Source organism: Glycomyces sp. YM15 (assembly GCF_016918015.1).
Lineage (GTDB): Bacteria > Actinomycetota > Actinomycetes > Mycobacteriales > Micromonosporaceae > Glycomyces.
This window is the reverse complement of sequence record NZ_JAERMK010000002.1, coordinates 156,037-179,835: the sequence shown is the minus strand read 5'-3', so window position 1 is coordinate 179,835 and position 23,799 is coordinate 156,037. Positions and strand designations below refer to the sequence as shown.

Sequence of the window (23,799 nt, the reverse complement as noted above, 5' to 3'; positions counted from 1 at the left end):
AACCCTATCCAGGGCGGGCCCCGGTCAGCGAGGGTCTGCGGGCTCGCACACGTCCGGGAATACCGAGCGACACCACTGCGGCGGCGGCGCAGATGCAGGCTGCGGCGGTGAAGACCTCGGCGTACTGGGTGGCGAGGGCCGCGTCGAGGGCCTTGAGGTAGTCCGCTTGGAGCGCAAGGTATTCGGCTTCGGGGACGCCGAAGGGCAGGGGCGTGTCGAGATCGGCGGTGGCGTCCTGGAAGCGGTGGAGGCTCCAGGAAGTGAGGGCGGCGACGCCGACGAGCATCCCCATCATGCGGGCGACGACGACCGCGGCGGAGGCGGTGCCGTGGCTGTGTTCGGGGGTGGTGCGCAGCGCGGCGGAGGAGAGCGGGGCGATCGTGACACCGAGGGCGGCGCCGGCGAGGACGAGGCCGGGTTCGATGTCGGGCACGGATCGGCCGATCCAGAGGTAGGCGCCCGCAGCGGCCGCGAAGCCGATCACGGCCGGGAGGCGCTCGCCGAGACGGGAGGCGACGAAGCCGCCGAAGAGCGCGCCGACCGGCAGGCCGATGAGGAACCAGAGCAGGAGCAGCGCGCCGCCGGCCGAATCGAGATCGCGGAGGGTCTGGGCGAGGAGCTGCACGTCGACGAGGGTGACCATGAGGACCGCCCCGGCGGCGAGGCTCGCGACGAGCCCGGCCAAGAAGGGCCGCCAGGCGACCCCGGCCGGGTCGAGGAGGCGCGTGGAGGAACACCACTGCTGGAACCCGAAGGCGACCAGGACGACCGCGCCGGCGAGCACGGTCGGCAGGCCCCAGGACGGCAGGACGGCGGACTCCGGGTCGGGGTTGTAGAGCCCGATCGTGAAGAGCCCCAAGGCGGTGGCGAGGAGCAGGCCGCCGAGGAGGTCCACGCGTCCGGTGTCGCGGCGCACCGCGGCCTTCGGCAGCGCGAAGTGGATCGCCAGCGCCGCGAGCAGGGCGAGCGGGACGTTGATCCAGAAGATCCCGCGCCAGCCGACGAGGGCCGCGACGGCGGCGCCGAAGAGCGGCCCGAGAACGGCTCCGAGTTCCTGTGCGGCGCCGACCCAGCCGAGCACGGCGGGGCGCCGCCGGGCGGCGAAGAGGTCGGCGGCGAGGGCCATCGTGACGGGCAGGAGGGCGCCCCCGGCGAGGCCTTGGAGGGCGCGTCCGGCGACGAGCGGCCACAGTTCGGTGGCGGTGGCGCTGACGACCGAGCCGATGGCGAACGCGGCGAGGCAGGCGTGGATGATCGGTTTGCGGCCGAAGCGGTCCGAGAGCCGCCCGAGGAGCGGCATCCCGGCGGTGTAGCCGAGGAGGTAGCCGGTGACCAGGGGTGTGGCGCGTTCGAGGTGGTTGACGGGGATGTGGAACTCGTCGATCATGTCGACCAGGACCGAGACGAGCACGTACGCGTCGATCGAGCCGATGAGGACGGCGGCGCCGGCGGCGCCGATGGCGAGTCTTCGGCGGGTCGAGCCGGCGCGCTGCGGTTCAGGGCGCTGCGGTTCAGGGTCCATCCGGTTAAGGCTCGGCAATCGTCACGGGTTCGTCGTAGTCCGAGAGGAGCAGTGTCACGGTGGCGTCGCCTTGGGCGAACTCGGCTTTGACCACGCGCGAGGTCTCCTGGTCGAACCAGACGGTGGCGGCGTTCCAGTCGCCTTCGGCGGGGATGAGCGTGGCGAAGGCGGCCGGGTCGAACTCGACGGCGTAGCGGTAGGTCTCGACGCCGTCGATCGTCTCGGTGTCCTCCGGTGCGGCCGACTCGACGGCTTCGAGGAGCGTGGCGACGCCCGAGTCGGTGTCGAGGAGGAGGGTCGGGTCGTAGGGCAGCAGGTCGTCGCCGACGGGGATCTGCTGGAATCCGCCGGTGGGGCCCTTGACCCAGGCGTCCTCGCCGATGATGACGTATTCGGCTTCGATGTCCATGCCGAACGCGGTGAGGGTGCCGGTGCCTTCGGCGGAGCCGTCGGCGGTGACGACGCCGTCGGCGGCCTTCACGTCGAGTCCGGGGACCTCGCCGTCGACCGTGAGGTCGAAGCGGACGCTCTCGACCTCGCGCATGGCGGTCGCGGTGTCGGGGATGAAGTCGTCGGCGGCGGGCAGGTCGCCGCCGCTCGAGCAGGCGGCCGCGAACAGGGCGAGACCGGCGGTGACCACGAGGGGTATCGATCGCATGGCCCGATCCTATGTCGTCGTCGACACCCGCAGGAGACGCCGGAGGGAACGGGGCCGGGCCGACGGGAGACGCGGGCGTGACCTGGCTCAGGCCGTCCGAGACCACAGGGGCGGTTCAGGGTCGCGGTGTTAGTGTCGGCCGCGGGAAACCCCGTGTCACCCCGTGGAACGCCGTCGAAGGGACACCCTGCCGTGCTCGCGAACCCCGTCTTCCGCTACCGCATGCTCACCTTGGCCGAGGGGTGGTCGTTCGTGCTGCTCCTGGTCTTCGGCTCCGTGCTGAGCCGCATCTCGGACATCGACCTGGTCATGCCGCTCGGGGCGCTGCACGGTGCGCTGTTCGTGCTCCTGGTCCTCGCGACCTTCCTGATCCGCCGCCGCCTCGACTGGGGCTTCGGCACCACTCTCGTCGCGCTCGTCTGCTCGGTGATCCCGTTGGCGCCGTTCTTCTTCCACCACGCGAAGAAGGACGAGTTCCTGGAGGCCGAGCGCTCAGCTCAGCCCGCTTGAGGCGGCGAAGCGGGGGGGGGGGGGGGGGGGGGGCGCCCCCCCCCCCCGGGGGGGGGGGGGGGGGGGGGGGGGGGGGCGCCCCGGACGTGTTCCTGGAGGCCGAGCGCTCAGCTCCGCCCGCTTGAGGCGGCGACGCGGCGCGGCGGCCCGCGGCCGCCGCGCCGTTCCGGGGTGTCCGGAGGATCGTCTTATGCGCAGCCGACCGTCGGCCAGTTCCAGTTGCCGTTGGCCTGGATGGTGAGGCCGAACGTGTTGCCGCTGCCGTTGGGGGTGGCCACGAGCTGCTGCGCCGTCGGGTACGAGGCGTTGCAGTTCCAGGTGGCGATGACCTTCGCGGGCGAGGGGATGTTCAGCGTGGTCCGCCAGTCGCTCTTGCCCGAGACCGTGACGTTGAGGTTGTAGCGGTCGCCCCAGGACTGGCCGGCCGAAAGCGTCGCGGTGCAGGCGCCGCCGCCTCCGCCGCCTCCGCCGCCCCCGGTGCTGCCGACGGTGATGTTGGAGCTGCCGGTGGACTGGTAGCCCTCGGTCGCCATGATCATGTAGTAGCTGAAGCTGCCCAGGTTCATGCCGGCCCGGGCCCATGCGTCGAAGTGGGCGCCGGTGTCGATCGAGCCGGAGCTGCGGGCGCCCTGGCGGACGCTCCAGTACTGGCTGAAGGTCTTGGTGCCCTCCACTGACGGGGCGTTGTAGCGGGTGGAGTGGAGGAGGGTGTAGGTGCCGCCGTTGATGTTGGCCGTGCCGCGGTTGGTGGCGCCGCTGCTGGGGTTGTACGGGCCGTGGGACTCTACGATGTAGTACTCCACCAGCGGGTTCGATGTCCAGCCGTAGAGTGCCAGGTAGCCGTTGCTGCCGTGGTTGACCCAGCCGCTGTAGTCCACGACGCGGCGTCCGCCGTTCCTCCAGCCCTTGCCGCCGACCCAGTTGTTGGCGCCGTTCCATTGGGAGCTGTAGTTCCCTCCCGCGCCGAGGGTCATCGAGGCCGCGCCCTGGGTGTCGGTCCAGAACGAGTAGTAGTACCCGTCGTGGGTGCCCTCCTGGTTGGTGGTGATGACCTGCTGCGCTTGCGCCGCGCTGGGGAGGAACATCCCGGTGGCCCCGAGCGCGAGCGCGCCCGTGCCGCCGAGCAGCAGGTTCCGGCGGCTGAAGAGGCTGGGCGGTGGGTTGAAGGTGGACATCCTGACTCCTTGGAAGGGTGCCGTCCGGCTGCGACTCGCGCAAACCGAATCGAAAGCCATCTATCTTTCGATAGAGACCATCGTGGACCGCAGGTGCAGGCATGTCAATGACTTCCGGAAAACTATCGGAAGATTTTCGGCGCAAAGATCGCTACTGAACAAGCATCAGTAGTGCTGAAAGCCCATACCTGTTCGGAATCCTTCGAAACACACCATCATCGATCGCCGATGCTCGAGACAGCGAATCCTGAAACTTTCGGAAACTATCAGTCTCCTTGAAGGCGTCGACGAGCCGCCGAAGCGCGGGCTTCGGCGGCGCCGTCTCAGTCGTGCTCCTCGCCCGGGGCGTGCGTGTGGTCCTCCGCCGGTTCGGATGCCTCCGCTTCGGGTTCGGCGCTCGTCCCGGCGTCCGCGGGGGACTCCATGTCGGTGCCGTGCTCATGGTCGTGGCCGTCGTCATGATCGGTCGTCTCGGCGTCGTGCGCGTGGCTGTGCTCCAGCGCCGCAGCGGATCCCGGAACGGCCATCGCTCCGAAGGCGATGAACGCGAGCACGACGGCCGCCCGGTAGCCGCCCGCGGACACGATGCCGTGGCGCTCGCGCGGCAGGAGGGACCACAGGAGTCCGACGACGATGGCGACTTCCATCGCGGCGACGATCAAGTCGGCGGCGCCGAACGATTCGGGGACACCCGCGTGGGGGCCGAACGGCACGCCCCACACGCGGCTGACCGCCCACAGCCCCAGGAGACCGACGTTGGCCACGAGCCCCGCCGCGCGGAGGAAGGCGTGCCCGAACGGGAACGCCAGCAGCCCCCAGATCAGCTGGAAGCCCGCGGCAGCGGCGAAGAAGGCGCCGGCCAGGGGCCATTCGCCCCAGTGGGCCGGGGTGGCGAAGGCATGGACGACGGCGGCGGCGAGGCTGGCGACCGCGGCCGTGTGGCGGGCGAGCCCGGCTTCGGTTCGGGTGGAGGCGCGCGGCGCGGGTTCCCCGGCTTCGCCGGGAACGGCATCGCGGGCGGAGCGAGGGCTCCGGTCGCCGCGGTCATCGGCGTTCGCGGGACGGCGATCGGCCAGGAGCGAGAAGACCTGGGTGTCCCAGTCGTCGTCCTCCGCTCCCCCGGACCATCCGCGATCCGGCGCGGGCGCGCCCGCGCGCCGGCGCTCCGGATAGGGGTCGGCCCACAGGTCGGGGTTCCCCGGCGGTCGGTCGTCGACGGCCGGATTCGCCACACGGCCCGTACGCGGAGCGGGCCGCTGCGGCGTCGCGGCGGCGTAGTACCCGGCGGTCGGCACGGCGGTGGGCGATGCGGGCCGGTCGTATCTCGGCCGCCGCTCGTCGGTTTCGGCGCCGCGGCGTCGCGTCGGGCGCGCAACGGCGTCGTCGGCGGACTGCTCGCGCGCGTAGGAGCGTGCGCGCGGCACCTGCCAGTCGGACGGCACGCGGGCGCCGCTGTCTTGGGGTCGGTTCACGGGTGGTCCTCGCTTCAGGTCAGTCGGCGGCGCGCAGCGCGGCCGGAGGGTCGGAGGAGATGCGGTCGGCCCGGGGAGGGCGGCCGCTTCTAGACCCTGTTGACCTGGAGTTCGGATACGGGATCGGTGGGTGAGCGGTCCCGGGCGTCGACGGTGTCCGCAACCGGCGCAGCCGGAGACGCGCAGTCCGCCGCGAGCGGGTCGGCCGTCGCGTCGACGGGGGCGGCGGGCTCGGTGTCGGGGAGCATCGCGAGACCGCAGGCGTGCGCGCCGTGGTCGTGCGAAGGGGACTCGGGATGGTCCTGCTCCGACTCGGTGTCGTGCGAGGAGTCGTTCGCGGACTCGTGCGGGGCGATCGCCTGGAGGTCGCTTTGCGGCCCGAGCAGGTGACCGAGCGTGAGTATCGCGGCGATTCCCACCAGCCAGAGCGCGAATCGCATGCGGCCCAGTGGACACCTCGCATCGCCGACGGAAATCCGGCCGCCGTCGCCGATCGCGGCGGCGGCATCCGCGACTGTAACACGCACCACGTCCCGCGGCGGATACAAGGAATGCGGGGCGGTGCTCTAGTGGAGGACGGTGGTCGCGCCGTAGTAGACGTTGCCGTGGTCGAGTTCGACCACCTTGACGACCGTGCGGGAGTTCGGGGCGTGCACGATCAGCCCGTTGCCGATGTACATGCCCATGTGGGAAAGGTCGTTGTAGAACACCAGGTCGCCGGGCTGCAGTTCGTCGCGGCTGATGTTCGCCGTCGAGTTGTACTGGGCGGCGGCGTTGTGCGGCAGCTCGATCCCGATCTGCGCGTAGGCGCGCAGGACGAGGCCCGAGCAGTCGTAGGTGTCCGGTCCGGCCGTCCCCCACACGTACGGCTTGTCGACCTGGTCGAGCGCGAACGAGACCACCGCGTACTCGTCATCGGTCATGTAGGGCAGGTCGTAGTCGGTGACGGCGTCGCCGGCGGCGGCCTGCCACTCCTCCTCGAGGTCGGACATCCGGGCGTTGAGCTCGTCCTGCTGCCGCGCCAGGTCGGCCTCCTGGTCGTCGAGGTCGCCTTGGAGGTCGTTCAGGAGGTCGAGCTGGACCGCGTACTCCTCGGACGCCGTCCGCAGCTCGTCCATGAGCGCGAAGTTGTAGAGGTTCGCGGAGTTCAGCCGGTCGAGGCGATCGACGAACGCCGCAGGGGAGCCCGATTCGAGCAGCAGTGCGGCGTCGCCGATCCCTTGGTCTACATAGGATGCGGTGAGGTAGTCGGCGAGCCGGCCACGCAGGGAGTCCAGGTTCGCCTCGGCCGCGTCCAGGGACTCCTGGGTCTGCGCGATCATGTCACGGTTGTCCTGCGCTTCCTGCGCCAGTTGGTTGTACGCCTCGACGGCCGCGGTCAGATCCCGGTCGGTCTCCTCGATCTCGTCGTTGATCTCCGAGGTGTCGCGCTGGCCCCAGGCGGGGGCCGAGCCCACCGCGGAGACGAGGAGGCCGCCGATCACGGCGACGGCGGTCAATTTGCGACGAAGAGAGGACGGCTTCATGAGCGGGGCGCTCCTTCGGGGAGGTCGGAGTGGGGCGCGGGCGGCGGCAGCGCGGGGAGGCCGTCGCCGATGGGCCGGATCGACGCCAGGGTCATGCGGAGGCGGTCTTCGCGGACTTCGCCGCAGCTGAACAGGACGCCGTCGAGGAGCAGCCCGGGGGCGACCGGGATGGCGTGTTCGATCGCGAGCCTTCGGCCCTCGTCGCTGGAGAAGTCGATCTCGGTGACGGTGAGCTCGAACTCGGCCGACAGGTGGTGGAGCACCTCTTTGGCGCGGTCGCAGCGGCCGCAGCGGGGCTCGGTGACCAGAATCATCTCGGTCATCGACCGGTCCCGCACGGTGCCCGCGGCGGCTCGACCATCGCAGCTCTCCCCCATCCGGCGATTCGCTACTAGGCAGAATAGTAGTTAAACGCGAGTGCCGCCACCCGCGCAGAGCGAAGGGTCGATCAGCAGCAGGCGAAGCCGACGGCGGTGAGGATCGGGACGGCGAGGACCAGCACCGGCGCGGCCACCGCGGCGGCGTTGCCGCCGAGGATCGTGCCCACTCCCGCCGGTCCGGGAGCGGCGGGCGTGTCAAGGAGGCGTTCGACGCGGGCGACGGTGTCGCCGCCGCTCGCGGCCAGCGCCTCGGCCGGGGCCAGGGCGGTGGCGACGCTCAGGAGGCTGCGGGCGAGGGTGGCGCGGGAGGCGCTGCGCACGGCCGCGTCGTCGGCGGCGAGTTCGACGAGATGCCCGATGCGCTCGGGGAGGCGCGCGAACAGCGGCAGCGGTCCGAAGGCGCGCTTTCCGGTCTGGGCCAGCGCGACGAGCAGATGGTGGCGGCCGGCGAGGTGGGCGCGTTCGTGCGCGAGGACGGCGTCGAGTTCGGGCCGGTCGAGGAGCGCGAGGGCGCCGGAGGTGACGGCGACCAGGCCGCCCCTGCCGGGGATGCAGTAGGCGGCGGGCCGCGCGGATTCGACCACGACCGCGTTGAGCGCTCGGTCGAGGGGTGCGCTCGCGAGCGCGCGTCGCAGGTGGGATCGGTCGGCTGCGGTCGTCCGCGCCACCATCGCCCCGACCGCCAGCGTCCATAGTGGTACTGCCCAGGTCAGTGCTGCGGCGAGGACGACGAGGACCGGGCCGGCGATCGGGCCGTGCAGTTCGCGCAGGATCGTGACGCAGTCCTCGACGGCTCCGGCGGCGAGCATTTCCGTGGGGCGCATGATCGCCGCTCCCGCGAGCACGAGCGCGAGGACGAAGGAGGCGGCGAGGGCGAACCAGGTGGTGATGGCCAAGCGCGGTGCGGCGACGGGCCACGCGGCCCGGTCCATGAGGCGCGGGGCGAGGACGGCGAGCAGTGCCGCGTAGGCGAGGAGTATGAGCGCCGCGGTCATCGGTGGTCCTCGGTGTCGAGGATCCGGCGGAGGCGCGCGAGTTCTTCGGGTTCGATCTTGCCGATGAAGCGCAGCAGTGTGGCGTTGCGGTCGGAGGAGGATTCGAGGACGGCGGCCATCGCGTCGGCGTCGAACTCCTCGCGGGACTGCGCGGGCCGGTAGGCCCAGGCCCGGCCGACGCGCTCGCGCGTGACGATGCCCTTGCGGTGGAGGTTGTCCAGGACCGTCATGACGGTGGTGTAGGCCGGTTCGGGGTCCCTGTCGAGTGCGCCGAGCACGTCGCGGACCGTGGCCGGATCGGGCGCGGACCACAGGACCGCCATGATCGAGGCTTCCAGCTCGCCGAGTCTGGGCATGGGGACCTCCCTTTCGGGATGAACCCTATCGCCCGTCGGCGCCGCCGATCTACTATTTGTGATAGTAGTAGTCGGCGTCGCGGTTCCCGGACGCAATAGCGCGCACATACCCCTGAGGGGTATGATCGGTGGACACGGCAGACGCAGCGGTCCATCGCACCGCCTGCCCCGCTTGAACGTCAAGGTGGTCCCATGGCCCGCAGGATCGCGCGCATCGCGCTGGTCGCGGCGCTCATGGTGGGCCTGGTCGCGATGCACTCATGGGGTCAGCGCGGACATACCGCCGCCACCGAGACCGAACCGGCCTCAGTCTCGGCGATGGCGCACCACGCGGGCATGTCCCATCACGGCCGAGAGGAAGCCGAACCGGACGGCGACGAGACACCGGGCGGGCTGCTGTCGCTGCTGGGAATCATGGTCCTGTGCGGCGGGATGCTGATCCGGATCGCCGTGGCGTTCCTGCGCCCGCTGCTGGACCGGACGCTCGCGGTGATCGCCGAGGCGATCGCGGCCGAACCCGCGCGAACCCGCCAGTGGCGTCCACCGATCAGGCTCAGGCCTACTTCGCTGCTGCTCAACCGGATCGCGGTGCTGCGGATCTAGACGCGGCCCCCGCCGAGGGGATACGCCTCCGCTTCCAGATTCACCGTCATCCGAAAGGCCCGATCATCATGCGTGCACTGACACGTCGTTCCGTGCTTCGCGGCGGAGCCGCCGCGCTCCCCGTCGCCGCTCTCGCCGCCTGCGGCGAGGACGAACCCGCCGCTCCTTCGTTCGTCGCGCCGGACTCCGAGCGGGTCGCCTCGGCCGAAGCCGCCCGGAACCCCGGCACGGTCCGCGAATTCCGGCTCGATCCCGTCGCCGCCGAGACCGACCTCGGCGGCCTGGTCGTCCCCACCTGGTCCTATGGCGGCGCCATCCCCGGTGCGCCGCTCAGGGCGTCCAAGGGCGAGCAGGTGAAGGCGGTCGTGGTCAACGGCCTGCCCGAAGCCACCACCGTGCACTGGCACGGCCTCCAGATGCGCTGCGACGCCGACGGCGTCCCCGACCTCACCCAGGAGCCCATCGAACCCGGCGCGACGTACACGTACCAGTTCACGGCCCCCGACGCGGGCACGTACTGGTTCCACCCGCACATGGGCACCCAGCTCGACCGGGGCCTGTACGCGCCGCTCATCGTGGACGACCCCGACGAGGCCGTCACCTGGGACCTGGAGTGGACGGTGGTCCTCGACGACTGGATGGACGGCGTCACCGGCACTCCTGACGACGTGCTCGCCGAGCTCGCGCGGGGAATGGACTTGGGCGAGGTCGGCTCCGGAGGCGGCCACGACGGCCACGGCCAAGCCCCGACGAGCGACTCGTTCCTGCTGCACGGGTCCGAGTCCGACCTCCTGGGCGCCGACGCCGGGGACGTGCGGTACCCGCACCATCTCGTCAACGGCCGCGTCCCGGCCGACCCCGAGGTGTTCGCGGCCGAACCGGGTGCGCGCGTGCGGATCCGGATCATCAACGCCGGAGCCGACACCGCCTACCGGGTCGCGCTCACCGGGCACCGGCTCACCGTGACGCATACTGACGGCTTCCCATGCGAGCCGGTCGAAGCCGACGCGGTCCTGATCGGGATGGGCGAGCGGTACGACGTCCTCGTCACGCTCGACGACGGGGTCTTCGCGCTCGTGGCCGAGGCCGAAGGCAAGAGCGCCCGCGGCCGCGCGCTCGTCCGGACCGGAGGCGGCGAGGCGCCGGCGGCCGACTTCGCGCCCGCGGAGCTCACCGGGCACGTCCCCTCCTACGCCGAACTCGCCCCGGCCGATCCGGTCGCGCTGCCGGGCAAGGCACCGGACCGGACCATCGACCTGGAGCTCACCGGTTCCATGATGATGTTCGACTGGGCGATCAACGGCCGCCCGCACGACCTCGCGAACCCCTACCCGGTCGAGGAGGGCGAGCGGGTCCGGCTGCGGTTCATCAACGGCGATGCGATGTGGCATCCGATGCACCTGCACGGCCACACGTTCGCGCTCGCCGACACCGGCCTGCGCAAGGACACCGCGATCGTCCTACCGGGACAGACCCTCGAGGTCGACTTCGACGCGGTCAACCCGGGCCTGTGGATGCTCCACTGCCACAACCTCTACCACGGTGAAGTCGGCATGATGGCCGCCCTCGGCTACGTCGCGTAGCAGGCGACCGGTCCGGCGGGCGGCGCCCGCCGGACCGGTCATCGCGCCGCGAAGGCGGCGGCGTGGTCGGTGATCCAGTCGCGGTAGGAGCGCGCCGAGCGCCCCAGGAGGCGGGGGACCTCGTCGGTGAGTTCCGGTGCCCGGCCATCGAACGCGGCGTAGCGCGCCACGAAGGAGGCCGCGATCTCCGGCGGCAGGCCCATGGAGGCGACACGCCCGACGAACTCCACCGGCGTCGACTCCCGGTACCGGAGCCTCCGCCCGGTCACCTCGGCGATGACCCGCACCATCCCAGTGTGAGAGAGGGATTCCGGTCCGGTGAGGACGGGCCTGCGCCCGAGCAGCCCATCGGAAGTGAGCGCGTGCGAGGCGACTTCGGCGACATCACGCGGGTCGACCACGGCCTCGGCGAAGTCGGCGTACGGCCAGTCGACCGTGTCGCCGAGCCGCAGCTGCCCGGCCCACAGCGGCACCGCCATGCTCGCGTACACCTGAGGGCGCAGGCTGACCCATTCCAGGCCGCTCGCCTCCACGGCCGCCTCGCATTCGCGGTTGCGGTCGCCGACGTACCGCGAAGGCTGGAGCGACAGGTCCTGGTCGACGTTGTAGGCCGCGAGCGCGACCAGCCGGCGCACGCCGCACCGCTTCGCGACCTCCGCGAACTCGCCGGTGGCCTCGCGGATCGCCGTGGAGTTGAGGAAGACCGCCCGCACGCCCGCCAGATGCGCGGCGATCGAATCCGGCCGCGACGGATCGCCCGCGACGACTTCGACCCCGGAGGGGAACCGGGCCTGTGAGGGGTCGCGCGTCAGGGCGCGTACCGGTACGCCGCGCGCGGCGAGCGCCGCCACCAGCGGACGGCCGACGGTGCCCGTGGCACCGGTAATGAGGATCATGGCGTTCCCGCTTTCGTTGACTGCCTGTCGGGTGCAAGCCTCTCGCCTTGCGTCCCTTGGGACATCGGACCGACGGCGTCATTCGGGCGTACCGCCGGCGGCGCAGTCGCGGCCCGCTCAGCACCGATCGGCGCAGTCCCGGGGCGGCCCGGGTCGACCTCCCTTTGATAACTCGAACACTGATGTTTGAGTTATGACGAGATCGGAGTACGCTACAACTCGTACATGAATGTTCGAGTTAAGGAGTGACCGTGTCCGCGATCCACCACCCCGAGACCGCGAGCGAGGCGCCGCCGCTGCCGCGGCGCTGGTTGATGCTCGCCCTGCTGTGCACCGCGCAGGCGATGCTCATCATCGACATCACCGTCGTCAACATCGCGCTGCCGACGATCGGCGCCGAGCTCCGCCTCGACCGCGAGGCGCTGACCTGGATCGTCACCGGCTACACCTTGGTCTTCGGCGGCCTCATGCTGTTCGGCGGCAGGCTCGCCGACCTCTTCGGACGCCGCCGCATGCTCCTGACCGGCCTGGCGCTGTTCACCGCGGCCTCGCTCGCGGCCGGCCTCGCGCAGACCGGCCCGGTGCTGCTCGGCGGGCGGCTCGCGCAGGGCCTCGGCGCGGCGCTCATGGCGCCCGCGATCCTCTCCACCGTGACCACCGCGTTCCACGGCACCGAACGCCACCGCGCGCTGGGGCTGCTGTCGGCGATCGCCGGAGGCGGCGCGGCGCTCGGCGTCCTCATCGGCGGGGTGCTCACCGCGGGGCCCGGCTGGCAGTGGATCTTCTACATCAACGTCCCCATCGGCGCGGTGATCCTGGCGCTCCTGCCGACGATCCTCCCGGCCGATGTCCATGGCGCGCAGCGTGAGCGCCTCGACGTGCCCGGCGCGCTGCTGGTCACCGCCGCCACCGCCGCGCTCATCTTCGGCCTGGTCCGGGCGGGCGACGACGGGTGGACCTCGGCCGCGACACTCGGCGCTCTGGCCGCGGCGGCAGTGCTGTACGCGGTCTTCGGTCTCGTCGAGCGGCGCACGGCCGCACCGCTCATGCGGGTGGCGCTGCTGGCCCGGCGCACCGTCGTCACCGGCGCGTTCCTCATGCTCATGGCGACCGCGCTGCTGATCTCGTTCTTCTTCCTCGGATCGCTGTACCTCCAGGACTTCGCCGAATACTCGGCGCTGCGCACCGGCCTGCTCTTCCTGCCCGTCGCGGTCGCCACCACGATCGGCGCGCAGCTGGCCGCGCACCTCATCGGGAAGACCGGGCCGCGGCCGATCGCCGTGGCCGGAATGGTGCTCGCCGCGGCCGCGTCGGCGTGGCTCGCGATGCTGGAGGCCGACAGCGGCTCCGCGACGGTCGTGGCGGGACTCGCGTTGGGGGCGTTCGCACTCGGCACACTGTTCATCACCGCCAACGCCACGGCGCTGTCGCGCGTGGACCCGCACGAGGCCGGTGTGGCCTCGGGGATGGTGACCACCTTCCACGAACTCGGCGGATCCGTGGGCGTCGCGGTGATGTCGACCGTCGCGGCCGCGAGCATCGGCGCGAGCGCCCCGACGCTCTCGGGGTTCACCGACGCGTTCCTCGTCTGCGCGGTCGCCTCCGGCGTCGCCGCGCTCGTCGCGCTGGTCCTGGTCCCCGGAGGGAAGGTCGAGATGAGCGGTGGGCCCCACGGGCACTAGCTACCCTTCAGGCATGGCCGACGGCAAGACCACCGCGTCGGCACGGCGGCCCAGCGGGCAGCGCCGTGCCGACGCGCAGCGCAACATCGACAAGATCCTCGACGCGGGGCTCAGGCTCTACAGCTCGCGGCCCGGGGTGAGCGTCGCCGAGGTCGCCGAAGCGGCCGGCGTCGGACGCGTGACCCTCTACGGCCACTTCCCTTCCCGGACCGAACTCGCCAAAGCCCTCATGGGCCGGGCGTTCGAGGAGACCGAAGCGGCCTGGCAGGACGTCGACACCGGAGGGCCGGCCGGGGACGCGCTCGAACGGGTCCTGCGCGAGCAGTGGTACCTCATGGAGCGCAACCGGAACCTGCGCGACAACATCGTCGGCGACGTGTCCCCGCAGTGGCTGCGCGCCCGCCACGATCCGATCCTGAAACGCGTCGAGGACCTCATCACACGCGGCCGGGACGAGGGCGCCTTCCGCGCCGACCTCCCGCTCCCGTGGATGGTCACGGCCCTCTACAGCCTGGTCCACGCCGCCTCCGACGAGATCTCCGCGGGCCGCCTCACCACCGAGGAGGCCCCCGACATCCTCGTCGCCAGTCTGCGATCCCTTTACCGGCCATAGGAAGCGTCCGACTTCAGGTCCCGTGAGACGGCTTCGGCCGGTCGACTACCATGAGCGCGTCCTACCCCTTCGGGGTATCGGAACGACAGGAAGGCGCACGGCTTGACCTGGTTGCGGGAGTTCTGGAAGGCCACGCTCATCGTGGTGGCCGTCGGAGTCGCCCTGATGCACACCACCGGGCACGCCTGCGCCGACGGCGTCTGCCACACCGACGCGCTCACCGTCGCGGCCGCCACGACCCCGCACGCCGCCGACGGCCATGACGGCGGCGGCCACGAGCATCCCGGCGGGGGCATGAACCCCATGCAGGTGTGCATGGCGATCCTCAGCGGACTCGCGATCGCGGTGTCGCTGTGGGCGATCCGACGCTTCGCGAGGCTCCTCGCCGACGGCCGCCGGGAAACGCGCCCCTGGAGCGCCGCACCGGACATGCCGGCCTCGCTTCCTCCCGGAGGCCGGCTGTCCCACATGGAACTCTCGGTGTTTCGCATTTAGGCCGAACCGCTGGTCCGCAGGACCGCTTCGACCTTCGTATGCGACAACACCTTCGACAGGAGAGATCCACGATCATGAGCAAGACCTTCACCGTGCGCCGCGCGCTGTCCGCCGGCATCGCCGCTTTCGCCGCGCTGACCTTCGCCGCCTGCTCCGACGGCGGCGACGAGGGCGGGGACGCGCCGGCGTCCGCTTCCGCAGAGGCCGACTTCAACGACGCCGACGTCACGTTCTTCCAGATGATGATCCCCCACCACGAGCAGGCCGTCGAGATGGCGGAACTCGCGCAGAGCCAGGCCGCCGACCCCGAGGTCGTCGAACTCGCCGCGCAGATCGCCGCGGCCCAGCAGCCCGAGATCGACGAGATGACCGGCCTGCTCGAGGAGTGGGGCGAGCCGACGGCGATGGAGGGCCACGACGGCATGTCCATGGGCGGCATCGCCACCGATGACCAGATGGCCGAACTCCAGGCCGCTCAGGGCGCCGACTTCGACCGGCTGTTCGTCGAGCTGATGATCGTCCACCACGAGGGCGCGGTCGTCATGGCCGAGGAGCACCACGCCGGGGGCCGGAACGCCGACGCCGCCGCGATCGCCGACGCGGTCATCGAGACCCAGACCGCCGAGATCGCGACCCTGAAGGAGATCCAGGCGCGGCTGTAGCCGTGCCGGGCCGGGGGTGGGGGCGGCGGGCGCCCGTCCCAACCCCCGCCGCCCCGGCGGGGCGGCGGTTGGGGGGCGCCCCCTGCCGCGCCCCCCTGCGGGAGACCCGGGGGGGGGGGTCGCGGGGCGGGGCGGGGGTGCGGGCCGGCTGTCGCCGGTCCGAACCCCGGCCTCCGCGACGGGTCGCCGTTTCGGGCGCGACCGGCGGGGAATACCGACGCGGGCGGAGCGGTTGAACAGGCTTGCGACATACCCCCTAGGGGTATATTGTCAGAACGGATACCGATCTAGGGAAGGAGCCTCCGGTGAACAGCCACCACGCGCACGGCGACGACGAGAGGCACCACGAACACCACGGCCACGAGGCCGGACACGGCGAGCACGCGTCACACGACGCCACCGTCGCGGCCCCACAGACCGAAACCCACGACGCGCACACCGCGCACGGCGGTCATGAAGGCCACGACAAGCACGCCGGGCACGACCCGGAGGCGTTCCGGCGCAAGTTCTGGCTCAGCCTGATCCTCACCGTGCCGATCATCCTCACCAGCGACATGATCATGGACTGGTTCGGGTACACGCTGGACTTTCCCGGAATCGGTTTCGTCGGGCCGGTCCTCGGCACGTTCGTGTTCCTCTACGGCGGCTGGCCGTTCCTGGAAGGGGCCTACCGCGAGGTCCGCGACCGCGCCCCCGGCATGATGCTGTTGATCGCCACCGCGATCACCGTCGCCTTCGGCGCGTCCCTCGCCACCGCCTTCGGCGCCTTCGACCTCGATTTCTGGTGGGAACTGGCCGCACTGGTCACGATCATGCTGCTCGGCCACTGGCAGGAGATGAAGGCCATCGGCCAGGCCCAGGGCGCACTGGCCGCGCTCGCGGCGCTGCTGCCGGACGAGGCCGAGCGCGTCGGGTCCGACGGCGCAATCGAAACCGTCTCGGTCGCGGACTTGTCGCTCGGGGACCTGGTGCTGGTCCGATCGGGCTCGCGCGTCCCCGCCGACGGCGAGATCGCCGAGGGCGAAGCCGAACTCGACGAGTCCATGATCACGGGTGAATCCCGCCCGGTGCCGCGCGGCCCGGGCGAGAAGGTCGTCGCGGGCACCGTCGCCACCGACTCGGCGATCCGGGTGAAGGTCACCGCTATCGGCGAGGACACCGCCCTCGCCGGGATCCAGCGGCTGGTCTCGCAGGCGCAGGAGTCGCGGGGCCGAGCCCAGGTCCTCGCCGACCGCTTCGCCGCCGCGCTCTTCTATATCGCGATGGCGGTGGCCGTGCTCACGTTCGCGCTCTGGTCGGCCTTCGGCACGGTCCCCGAGGCCGTGGTGAGGACCGTGACCGTGCTCGTCATCGCCTGCCCGCACGCGCTGGGGCTGGCCATCCCGCTGGTCATCGCCATCTCCACCGCGGTGTCGGCCAAGGCCGGGATCCTGGTGAAGGACCGGCTCGCGATCGAGCGGATGCGCACCGTCGACGCCGTCCTGTTCGACAAGACCGGGACGCTGACCAAGGGCGAGCACACCGTCGCCGGCGTCAGCGGCACCGCGGGCGCCGACCGGGACGAGGTGCTGCACCTGGCCGCCGCCGTCGAGTCCGACTCCGAGCACCCGCTCGCCCGCGCGATCGTCGCCCACCACGGGCACGCCCACGGCGGCGCGAACGCGGTGGCGAGCGACTTCAAGTCGCGCACCGGCCGCGGCGTGGAAGCCACTGTGGACGGAAGAAGGCTCGCGGTCGGCGGACCGGCGCTGCTCGCCGAACTCGACGCCGAGATCCCCGACGACCTGCTCGACGAGGTCCAGACCTGGTCGGGCCGCGGGGCCACCGTCCTCTATCTGATCGCACTCGGCGAGGCGCCGAAGATCCTGGGGGCCATCGCCCTCGAGGACGAGGTCCGGTCTGAGGCCCGGCAGGCCATCGCCGACCTGCGCGCCGCCGGCGTCCAGAAGATCGCGATGATCACCGGCGACGCGAAGGCCGTGGCCGAAGCGGTCGCCGCCGACCTCGGGTTCGTCGAGGGCCGCGACGAGGTCTTCGCGGAGGTCCTGCCCGCCGACAAGGACAAGGCCGTGGCGGCGCTCCAGGCGCAGGGCCTGAGGGTGGCGATGGTCGGCGACGGCGTCAACGACGCGCCCGCACTGGCGCGGGCCGACGTCGGCATCGCCATCGGCGCGGGCACCGATGTGGCGATCGAGTCCGCCGGAGTGGTGCTGGCGTCCTCGGACCCGCGCGGGGTGACCGGGGTGATCCGGCTGTCGAAGGCGAGCTACCGGAAGATGATCGAGAACCTCGCGTGGGCCGCGGGCTACAACGTCGTGGCGATCCCGCTCGCCGCCGGTGTCCTGGCCTGGGCCGGGTTCACGCTCAGCCCCGCGATCGGCGCGGTGCTCATGTCGGCCTCCACGATCGTGGTCGCCCTCAACGCCCAGCTCCTGCGCCGCGTCAAGCTGACCCCGACCCGCTGACAGCCGAAGGGGCCCATGCGAATCCGCATGGGCCCCCTTTTTGGCCACCATTGCCGCCCGGGCCGACCGTCCGATCTTCCGATTCTGGAAGGAATTCGGCCTCTGACCTGGCTTGCAGCTTGTGCCCCCGGCAGGATTCGAACCTGCGACACCTGGTCCCGGAAACCAGTGCTCTATCCACTGAGCTACGGAGGCGGTCGTCCGACGTGTCGGACCGGGACGATGGTACCAGTTGCCGGACTCGGCATCGCAGCCGGTTTGGCCGGTGAGGATCACACCCGGGCGAGTACGGCGGTTTCGCGGGAAGAATGTCGTCCGGCGGGTCTAGGCTGACCCGCGGAAACCCCCGAGCCTAGCTGACACGCTGCAGGTTCGGTGTACGAAACTCCGGAAGACCGCAACATCTTGGGGCGACCCCACGCGCCGACCACTACATGTATGATTCTGCTCTGTCAGGTCGGTGCTGTCAGCTCCCGTTCCCACTGCGCGGGGAGGGCGGCGCCGCCGCGCCGCCGCAGCAGATCGCCGCGTCTTGCAGACGCACAGCACCGAGGGGATGCAGAGATGACCGGGCTCGCCACCACGCCATCCGCCACCACCACCGCACCGCAGCAGCGGGAGCCCGAACCGGGTCCCGCCGCCCTCATCGCCGAGCGCCTCCGCGTGCACGCCGCAGGTCTGCCCGATGTGGACGCCGAGAAGGTCATCGCCCAGATCGAGGCCGGCCTCTGGCCCGGCGCGACCGAGCAGGCCCTGCGCGAGCGGGCCATCGAGATCACCTCGGCCACCGTCGCCTCCGAACCCACCTACTCGAAGCTCGCGGCGCGGCTCCTCGCCGAGCACATCGCCGACGAGACCGCGGGCGAGGGCGTCACCTCGTTCACGACCTCCATCGCGGCCTCGAACGCGAACGGCCTGCTCGCGGACGACCTGGTGGCGTTCGTGAACGCCAACGCGGCCGCGCTCGACGCCGTGATCGACGAATCCGCGGACGACCGCTTCGAGTACTTCGGCCTGCGCACCGTGTACGACCGCTACCTGCTGCGCCACCCCGAGCACCGCACCGTGCTCGAGCGCCCCCAGTACTTCATGCTCCGCGTCGCGTGCGGGCTGAGCCAGTCGGTCGAGGAGGCCGCCGAACTCTACCGCCTGCTGTCGACGCTCTCGTACCTGCCGTCGTCGCCGACCCTGTTCAACTCCGGCACCCGCCGCGCGCAGCTCTCCTCGTGCTTCCTGCTCGACTCGCCGAAGGACGAGCTCGACTCGATCTACGAGCGCTACAGCCAGGTCGCGCGCCTCTCGAAGTACGCCGGCGGCATCGGCATCGCCTGGTCGCGGGTCCGCTCGCGCGGGTCGCTGATCCGGGGCACGAACGGGCACTCCAACGGCATCGTGCCGTGGCTGCGCACCCTCGACTCGTCCGTCGCCGCCGTGAACCAGGGCGGCCGCCGCAAGGGCGCCGCGTGCGTGTACCTCGCCTCCTGGCACGCCGACATCGAGGAGTTCCTCGAGCTGCGCGACAACACCGGCGACAACGAGCGCCGCACCCACAACCTGAACCTCGCCAACTGGATCCCCGACGAGTTCATGCGCCGCGTCGAGAACGACGCCCCGTGGTCCCTGTTCGACCCGAAGGAGACCCCCGAGCTGGTCGACCTGTGGGGCGACGACTTCGACCAGGCCTACCGGGCCGCCGAAGCCGCGGGCAAGGCGCGCAAGACCGTCCCGGCCCGCGAGCTCTACGGGCGCATGATGCGCACCCTCGCGCAGACCGGCAACGGCTGGATGACCTTCTCCGACACCGCGAACCGCACCTCGAACCAGACGGCACGCAAAGAGAACGTCATCCACCTCTCGAACCTGTGCACCGAGATCCTCGAGGTCACGAACGACTCCGAGACGGCCGTGTGCAACCTCGGCTCGGTCAACCTGGCCGAGCACACCTCGCCGGCCGGCTTCGACTTCGAACGCCTCGAGGAGACCGTGCGCACCGCGGTCAAGTTCCTCGACCGCACCATCGACCTCGGGTTCTACCCGACCGCCGAGGCCGAGAAGGCCAACCGCAAGTGGCGCCCGATCGGCTTGGGCTGCATGGGCCTCGCCGACGTGTTCTTCAAGCTGAAGCTGAACTTCGACTCCGAGGAGGCGCTGGCGCTCTCCACGGCGATCGCCGAGCGCATCGCGATCGTGGCCTACGAGACCTCCGCGAAGCTCGCCGCCGAGCTCGGGGCGCACCCGAACTTCGACGAGACCCGCGCGGCCGAAGGCGTGCTGCACACCGATCACTTCGCGGACGCCCGGATCACCCTGGGCGAGCGCTGGGACGCGGTGCGGGCGCAGATCGGCGAGCACGGCCTGCGCAACTCGCTGATGATCGCGATCGCACCGACCGCGACGATCGCCTCGATCGCGGGCTGCGCCGAGTGCATCGAGCCGGTCGTCTCGAACGTCTTCAAGCGCGAGACCCTCTCGGGCGAGTTCCTGCAGGTGAACCGCCACCTGATCACCGAGCTCAAGGAGCGCGGGATCTGGAACGAGCAGGTGCGCCAGGCGATCGTGCTCGCCGAGGGCTCCGTGCAGGGCATCGACGCGATCCCCTCGGACCTCCAGGAGCGGTACCGCACCGCTTGGGAGCTGCCGCAGCGCGCGCTCATCGACCTGGCCGCGGCCCGCACGCCGTTCATCGACCAGGCCCAGTCGCTCAACCTGTTCCAGGCCTCGCCGACCATCGGCAAGCTCTCGTCGATGTACCGGTACGCCTGGAAGTCGGGCCTCAAGACCACGTACTACCTGCGCAGCCGCCCGGCCACGCGGATCAACCAGACGACCGTGAGCGCCGCCGGCGCGGCCGAGAAGCCGACCGAGCTCGCGGCCGTCCCGACCGAGCTCGAGGTCATCCCGGCCGACATCGCGTGCTCGCTGGAGAACCCGGAGAGCTGCGAGGCCTGCCAGTAAGACCCCGGAGGGGCGGGGCCTTCCGAGGCCCCGCCCGTCCCGTGCCACCCCGCCCACCGCAACGAGAGAGGACCCGAGAATGCTGCTCGACCCGGGCATGAACCTGACCCTGCGACCGATGAAGTACCCGGACTTCTACGACCAGTACCGGGCCGCCATCAAGAACACCTGGACCGTCGAGGAGGTCGACCTCGCGTCCGACCTGACCGATCTGGCCGAGTTCACGCCCCAGGAGCAGCACCTCATCCACCGCCTCGTGGCGTTCTTCGCCACCGGCGACACGATCGTCGCGAACAACCTGGTGCTCAACCTGTACCAGCACATCAACTCCCCCGAGGGCCGGCTGTACCTGTCGCGGCAGCTGTTCGAGGAGGCCGTGCACGTCCAGTTCTATCTGACGCTGCTCGACACCTACCTGCCCGACCCGGAGGAGCGCGCGAAGGCGTTCGACGCGGTCAACAACATCCCGTCGATCAAGCGCAAGGCCGACTTCTGCTTCAAGTGGATCGACTCGGCCTTCGACATGACCGAGCTGAAGACCGCCTCTGACCGCCGCACCTTCCTGCTCAACCTCATCTGCTTCGCCGCGTGCATCGAGGGCCTGTTCTTCTACGGCGCCTTCGCGTACGTGTACTGGCTGCGCAGTCGGGGCCTGCTCGACGGACTCGCCACCGGCACCAACTGGGTGTTCCGCGACGAGTCCTGCCACATGAACTTCGCGTTCAGCGTGGTCGACCAGGTGCGGCGGGAAGAGCCCGAGCTGTTCGACGAGCAGATGCACCAGGAGGTCGTCGCGATGATGGAGGAGGCCGTCGAGGCCGAGCTCCAGTTCGCCGAGGACCTCATCGGCGAGGGCATGCCCGGCATGACCGTCAAGGACATGAAGTCGTACCTGGAGTACGCCGCCGACCAGCGCCTCGTGCGCCTCGGCATGCCCAAGAAGTGGGGCTCGGAGAACCCGTTCCCGTTCATGGCGCTCCAGGACGTGCAAGAGCTGACGAACTTCTTCGAACGTCGCCCGACCGCCTACCAAGTGGCCGTGGAAGGCAAGGTCGACCTCGACGAGGAGTTCTGATCTGAAGCCGCGCAAGTTCTCCCATGCGCGGTGAAGGGCCCGACGCCGATGGCGTCGGGCCCTTTTTCCCTGCTTTTGCTAGGCCTCTTGGCGGGCGAAGGTGGCTCCGGTCGCCTGGGAGCCGTCCTGCAGTTGGGCGACGCACTGGAAGGTGCCGTCGCCGGGGACGTAGACGTCGGTGGTCCAGTTGAACGAGTCGCCGCCGATGAGTTGCGAGAGCGGTCCGCCTTCGAGCTGGCCGTCGACGCAGGCCGCTGCGACCGTCGCGTCGGCGCGGGCCCCGTCTGCGTCGGTGACGCCTTCGGGGAGCTGACCGGTCGCGTAGGCCTCCCACTGGTGGGCGGTGTCGCAGCTGGCGGAGGCGAACTCGGCGTCGAAGCAGGCGGGCTTCGAGACGCAGCCGACCCCTTCGGTCGTGAGCGTGCATTCGGCGACGTAGTCGCCGGCGTTGGACTGCTCCTCGAGGCCGGGGGCCTCTTCGCCGCCGAAGAGCCAGATGCCGCCGACGATGAGGAGCCCGAGGACGACGAGGGCGCCCACGCCCATGCCGATGAGGCGGCCGACGCTGGATCCGGTGTCGCCTTCTTTGAGGCGGCGCTCGCGGCGGGTCAGGCCGGACTCGTTGCGGGGCACGGGAACCGGAAGGCGCGAGTCCTGGTCGTCGCGGTTGCCGCCGGAGGCGAAGGACTTCCAGGCGGTGGTCTCGGCGGCGACGTCGCGGTCGGGGGCCGCGGGGCTCATGGGCGGACTGACGGGCGGGCTCGGGATCCGCGCGTTCGGGTCGGCGACGACCGGCGACGTGAACGGCGCTTCGGTCCCGGCCGTGAACGCTTGCGCTGCTTGCGGTTCGCGGCGGCGCTTGCTCGGGGCGAGCCGGAGCGTCGAGGGAGCGTCGGGGAACGCGCTCGGGTCGAGCTGGGCGTAGCCGGGGGGCGAGGCGGGGCTGAGGTCCTGCGGCGGCGAGGAGTACGCACCGAAGACGCCGACGCCTTGGGGCGCGGGGGAACTCGGCGGAGGGTCGTCGGTGATGCGCGGGAGGAGCCCGGTGGAGGCCTCGGGGATGCTCGCGAGGAACTCGCGGAACTCGACCGCGGTCGGGCGGCCGCCGGGGTTGTTGATGAGCGCCGTGCGGAGCATCTCGAGCAGGAGCGGCGATATACCGGGGATCGCCGGGATCGGCTGATCGAACAGGGCCGCCACGTCGTTGATGTCGAGCACCCCGTCGACGGGGAACCTCGGGGGCGTGCCGGAGAGCATCGTGTAGAGCGTCGCCGCGAGCGAGTAGACGTCGGCACTGGGGCCGACCTCGCGCATCTGGAAGACCTCCAGGGGCGCGTACGCGGGTGTGGCCATGGTCGAGACGGGCTCGCCGGGGCGGGGCGCGGCGATGAGGCTCGAGAGGCCGAAGTCGCCGAGCACGGCGTGGCCGTGGTGGTCGACGAGGAGGTTCGCGGGCTTGACGTCGCGGTGGACGATGCCGGCCTCGTGGGCGGCGGCGAGGGCGTCCGCGATGCGGATGCCGATCTCGATGGTCCGGTGCGGCGGGATCGTCGTGTGCCGGTCGAGGAGGTCGGCCACGGTGCCGCGGCAGCGCTCCATGACGACGTACGGGTTCGCCTGGTGGGTGAGGCCCGCGGAGAGCATCTTGACCACGCACGGGTGGTCGGAGAGGCGCCCGGCGGTCTGGACCTCGCGGCGGAAGCGCTCGCGGGCGGCGTCGTCGGTGAGCGGCCTGGCCTCGACCTTGACGGCGACTTCGGAGCCGTCGTCGTAGCGGGTGGCGCTGTAGACGATGGAGTAGGCGCCGCGGTCGATCTCGCGGAAGCCGGTGAGGCGCTCGATGCCCTGGAAGAGGGATTCGGGGTCGGCCCCGGATCGGGGGCCCGGAGGGGTGAGAGGGGTGGATGGGGCGAGGTGGGGATCGGTTGGAGCACCGTAGGACGAGATGGTGTCCACTGTGATACAGCCTCCGTTCTCGGCGACGCGCACGGGTGTGAACCGTGCTGCGTCTTGCCTGGTGCAGGTCGGTGCGCCGATCGAGCCGATCGGCGCGGGGGTTGTTCCGGACCTCAGGTCGCGGCACTCGGGCCTGGGGGAACCGAGTCATGGGACCTTTGACGCATAACGTTACGGCAACACGCCCACGATTCTGTATACCCCTGGACGAAGAGCCAGC

At 71.0% G+C, this 23,799-nt stretch carries 21 protein-coding genes and 1 tRNA gene; 10 read left to right on the top strand and 12 right to left on the bottom strand.

Annotation, left to right across the window (positions count from 1 at the left end):
- Window positions 1-4: 4 nt before the first annotated feature.
- Both JHY01_RS03430 and JHY01_RS03425 read right to left on the bottom strand, forming a co-directional pair.
- Window positions 5-1,522 (bottom strand): MFS transporter, encoded by a 1,518-nt coding sequence (locus tag JHY01_RS03430; RefSeq protein ID WP_205324200.1) that lies wholly within the window; start codon window positions 1,520-1,522, stop codon window positions 5-7.
- Window positions 1,523-1,526: 4 nt separating this feature from the next.
- Window positions 1,527-2,180, bottom strand: a complete 654-nt coding sequence (locus tag JHY01_RS03425; RefSeq protein ID WP_205324199.1) for an LppX_LprAFG lipoprotein — start codon at window positions 2,178-2,180, stop codon at window positions 1,527-1,529.
- Between the two features lie 192 nt (window positions 2,181-2,372).
- Between JHY01_RS03425 and JHY01_RS03420 the strand changes: the two genes are divergently transcribed.
- The gene (locus tag JHY01_RS03420; RefSeq protein WP_205324198.1) at window positions 2,373-2,690 is read left to right on the top strand and encodes a DUF3817 domain-containing protein; all 318 of its coding nucleotides are present in this window, start codon (window positions 2,373-2,375) and stop codon (window positions 2,688-2,690) included.
- A gap of 188 nt (window positions 2,691-2,878) precedes the next feature.
- Here the strand turns inward: JHY01_RS03420 and JHY01_RS03415 are convergent, their stop codons facing one another.
- The 7 genes from JHY01_RS03415 to JHY01_RS03385 form a co-directional block, all read right to left on the bottom strand.
- Window positions 2,879-3,865 (bottom strand): glycoside hydrolase family 11 protein, encoded by a 987-nt coding sequence (locus JHY01_RS03415; RefSeq protein ID WP_205324197.1) that lies wholly within the window; start codon window positions 3,863-3,865, stop codon window positions 2,879-2,881.
- Between the two features lie 323 nt (window positions 3,866-4,188).
- On the bottom strand, window positions 4,189-5,337 hold the full coding sequence (locus JHY01_RS03410; protein WP_205324196.1) for a hypothetical protein: 1,149 nt from the start codon (window positions 5,335-5,337) through the stop codon (window positions 4,189-4,191).
- A gap of 89 nt (window positions 5,338-5,426) precedes the next feature.
- The gene (locus JHY01_RS03405; RefSeq protein WP_205324195.1) at window positions 5,427-5,777 is read right to left on the bottom strand and encodes a hypothetical protein; all 351 of its coding nucleotides are present in this window, start codon (window positions 5,775-5,777) and stop codon (window positions 5,427-5,429) included.
- A 126-nt stretch (window positions 5,778-5,903) separates the two neighbouring features.
- On the bottom strand, window positions 5,904-6,863 hold the full coding sequence (locus JHY01_RS03400; RefSeq protein WP_205324194.1) for a C40 family peptidase: 960 nt from the start codon (window positions 6,861-6,863) through the stop codon (window positions 5,904-5,906).
- The gene (locus JHY01_RS03395; protein ID WP_205324193.1) at window positions 6,860-7,186 is read right to left on the bottom strand and encodes a glutaredoxin family protein; all 327 of its coding nucleotides are present in this window, start codon (window positions 7,184-7,186) and stop codon (window positions 6,860-6,862) included. Before JHY01_RS03395 ends, JHY01_RS03400 begins: the two co-directional genes overlap by 4 nt.
- Window positions 7,187-7,311: 125 nt before the next feature.
- Window positions 7,312-8,238 carry a M56 family metallopeptidase gene (locus JHY01_RS03390; protein WP_205324192.1) on the bottom strand — a complete coding sequence of 309 codons (927 nt, stop codon included), beginning with the start codon at window positions 8,236-8,238 and terminating at the stop codon, window positions 7,312-7,314.
- Window positions 8,235-8,594, bottom strand: coding sequence for a BlaI/MecI/CopY family transcriptional regulator (locus tag JHY01_RS03385; RefSeq protein ID WP_205324191.1), 360 nt, complete (start codon window positions 8,592-8,594; stop codon window positions 8,235-8,237). The genes JHY01_RS03390 and JHY01_RS03385 overlap by 4 nt, the downstream gene beginning before the upstream one ends.
- Before the next feature lie 192 nt (window positions 8,595-8,786).
- On the opposite strand from JHY01_RS03385, the gene JHY01_RS03380 reads away from it, so the two are divergent.
- Window positions 8,787-9,197 (top strand): hypothetical protein, encoded by a 411-nt coding sequence (locus tag JHY01_RS03380; RefSeq protein WP_205324190.1) that lies wholly within the window; start codon window positions 8,787-8,789, stop codon window positions 9,195-9,197.
- A gap of 68 nt (window positions 9,198-9,265) precedes the next feature.
- Window positions 9,266-10,780 (top strand): multicopper oxidase family protein, encoded by a 1,515-nt coding sequence (locus tag JHY01_RS03375; protein WP_205324189.1) that lies wholly within the window; start codon window positions 9,266-9,268, stop codon window positions 10,778-10,780.
- Between the two features lie 38 nt (window positions 10,781-10,818).
- Here JHY01_RS03375 and JHY01_RS03370 read toward each other — a convergent pair whose 3' ends face one another.
- The gene (locus JHY01_RS03370; protein ID WP_205324188.1) at window positions 10,819-11,676 is read right to left on the bottom strand and encodes an NAD(P)H-binding protein; all 858 of its coding nucleotides are present in this window, start codon (window positions 11,674-11,676) and stop codon (window positions 10,819-10,821) included.
- Window positions 11,677-11,927: 251 nt separating this feature from the next.
- On the opposite strand from JHY01_RS03370, the gene JHY01_RS03365 reads away from it, so the two are divergent.
- The 5 genes from JHY01_RS03365 to JHY01_RS03345 all read left to right on the top strand — a co-directional run bounded on the left by JHY01_RS03365 (window position 11,928) and on the right by JHY01_RS03345 (window position 17,593).
- Window positions 11,928-13,358, top strand: a complete 1,431-nt coding sequence (locus tag JHY01_RS03365) for an MFS transporter (RefSeq protein WP_307814203.1) — start codon at window positions 11,928-11,930, stop codon at window positions 13,356-13,358.
- A 13-nt stretch (window positions 13,359-13,371) separates the two neighbouring features.
- Window positions 13,372-13,971, top strand: coding sequence for a TetR/AcrR family transcriptional regulator (locus JHY01_RS03360; protein ID WP_205324187.1), 600 nt, complete (start codon window positions 13,372-13,374; stop codon window positions 13,969-13,971).
- A gap of 102 nt (window positions 13,972-14,073) precedes the next feature.
- Window positions 14,074-14,466: a hypothetical protein gene (locus tag JHY01_RS03355; RefSeq protein WP_205324186.1), complete on the top strand. Its 393-nt coding sequence runs from the start codon at window positions 14,074-14,076 to the stop codon at window positions 14,464-14,466.
- 74 nt (window positions 14,467-14,540) lie between these two features.
- On the top strand, window positions 14,541-15,128 hold the full coding sequence (locus JHY01_RS03350) for a DUF305 domain-containing protein (RefSeq protein ID WP_240192336.1): 588 nt from the start codon (window positions 14,541-14,543) through the stop codon (window positions 15,126-15,128).
- 305 nt (window positions 15,129-15,433) lie between these two features.
- Window positions 15,434-17,593 carry a heavy metal translocating P-type ATPase gene (locus JHY01_RS03345; protein WP_307814201.1) on the top strand — a complete coding sequence of 720 codons (2,160 nt, stop codon included), beginning with the start codon at window positions 15,434-15,436 and terminating at the stop codon, window positions 17,591-17,593.
- 122 nt (window positions 17,594-17,715) lie between these two features.
- On the opposite strand, the gene JHY01_RS03340 is transcribed toward JHY01_RS03345, so the two are convergent.
- Window positions 17,716-17,788 (bottom strand) — tRNA-Arg (locus JHY01_RS03340).
- Window positions 17,789-18,157: 369 nt separating this feature from the next.
- Here JHY01_RS03340 and JHY01_RS03335 point away from each other — a divergent pair.
- Together JHY01_RS03335 and JHY01_RS03330 are read left to right on the top strand one after the other, a co-directional pair.
- Window positions 18,158-20,548 carry a ribonucleoside-diphosphate reductase subunit alpha gene (locus JHY01_RS03335; RefSeq protein WP_205324185.1) on the top strand — a complete coding sequence of 797 codons (2,391 nt, stop codon included), beginning with the start codon at window positions 18,158-18,160 and terminating at the stop codon, window positions 20,546-20,548.
- 79 nt (window positions 20,549-20,627) lie between these two features.
- Entirely contained in the window at window positions 20,628-21,623 is a 996-nt protein-coding gene (locus tag JHY01_RS03330) for a ribonucleotide-diphosphate reductase subunit beta (protein WP_205324184.1), read from the top strand.
- Between the two features lie 78 nt (window positions 21,624-21,701).
- Here JHY01_RS03330 and JHY01_RS03325 read toward each other — a convergent pair whose 3' ends face one another.
- Window positions 21,702-23,579 (bottom strand): serine/threonine-protein kinase, encoded by a 1,878-nt coding sequence (locus JHY01_RS03325; RefSeq protein WP_205324183.1) that lies wholly within the window; start codon window positions 23,577-23,579, stop codon window positions 21,702-21,704.
- Window positions 23,580-23,799: the final 220 nt, after the last annotated feature.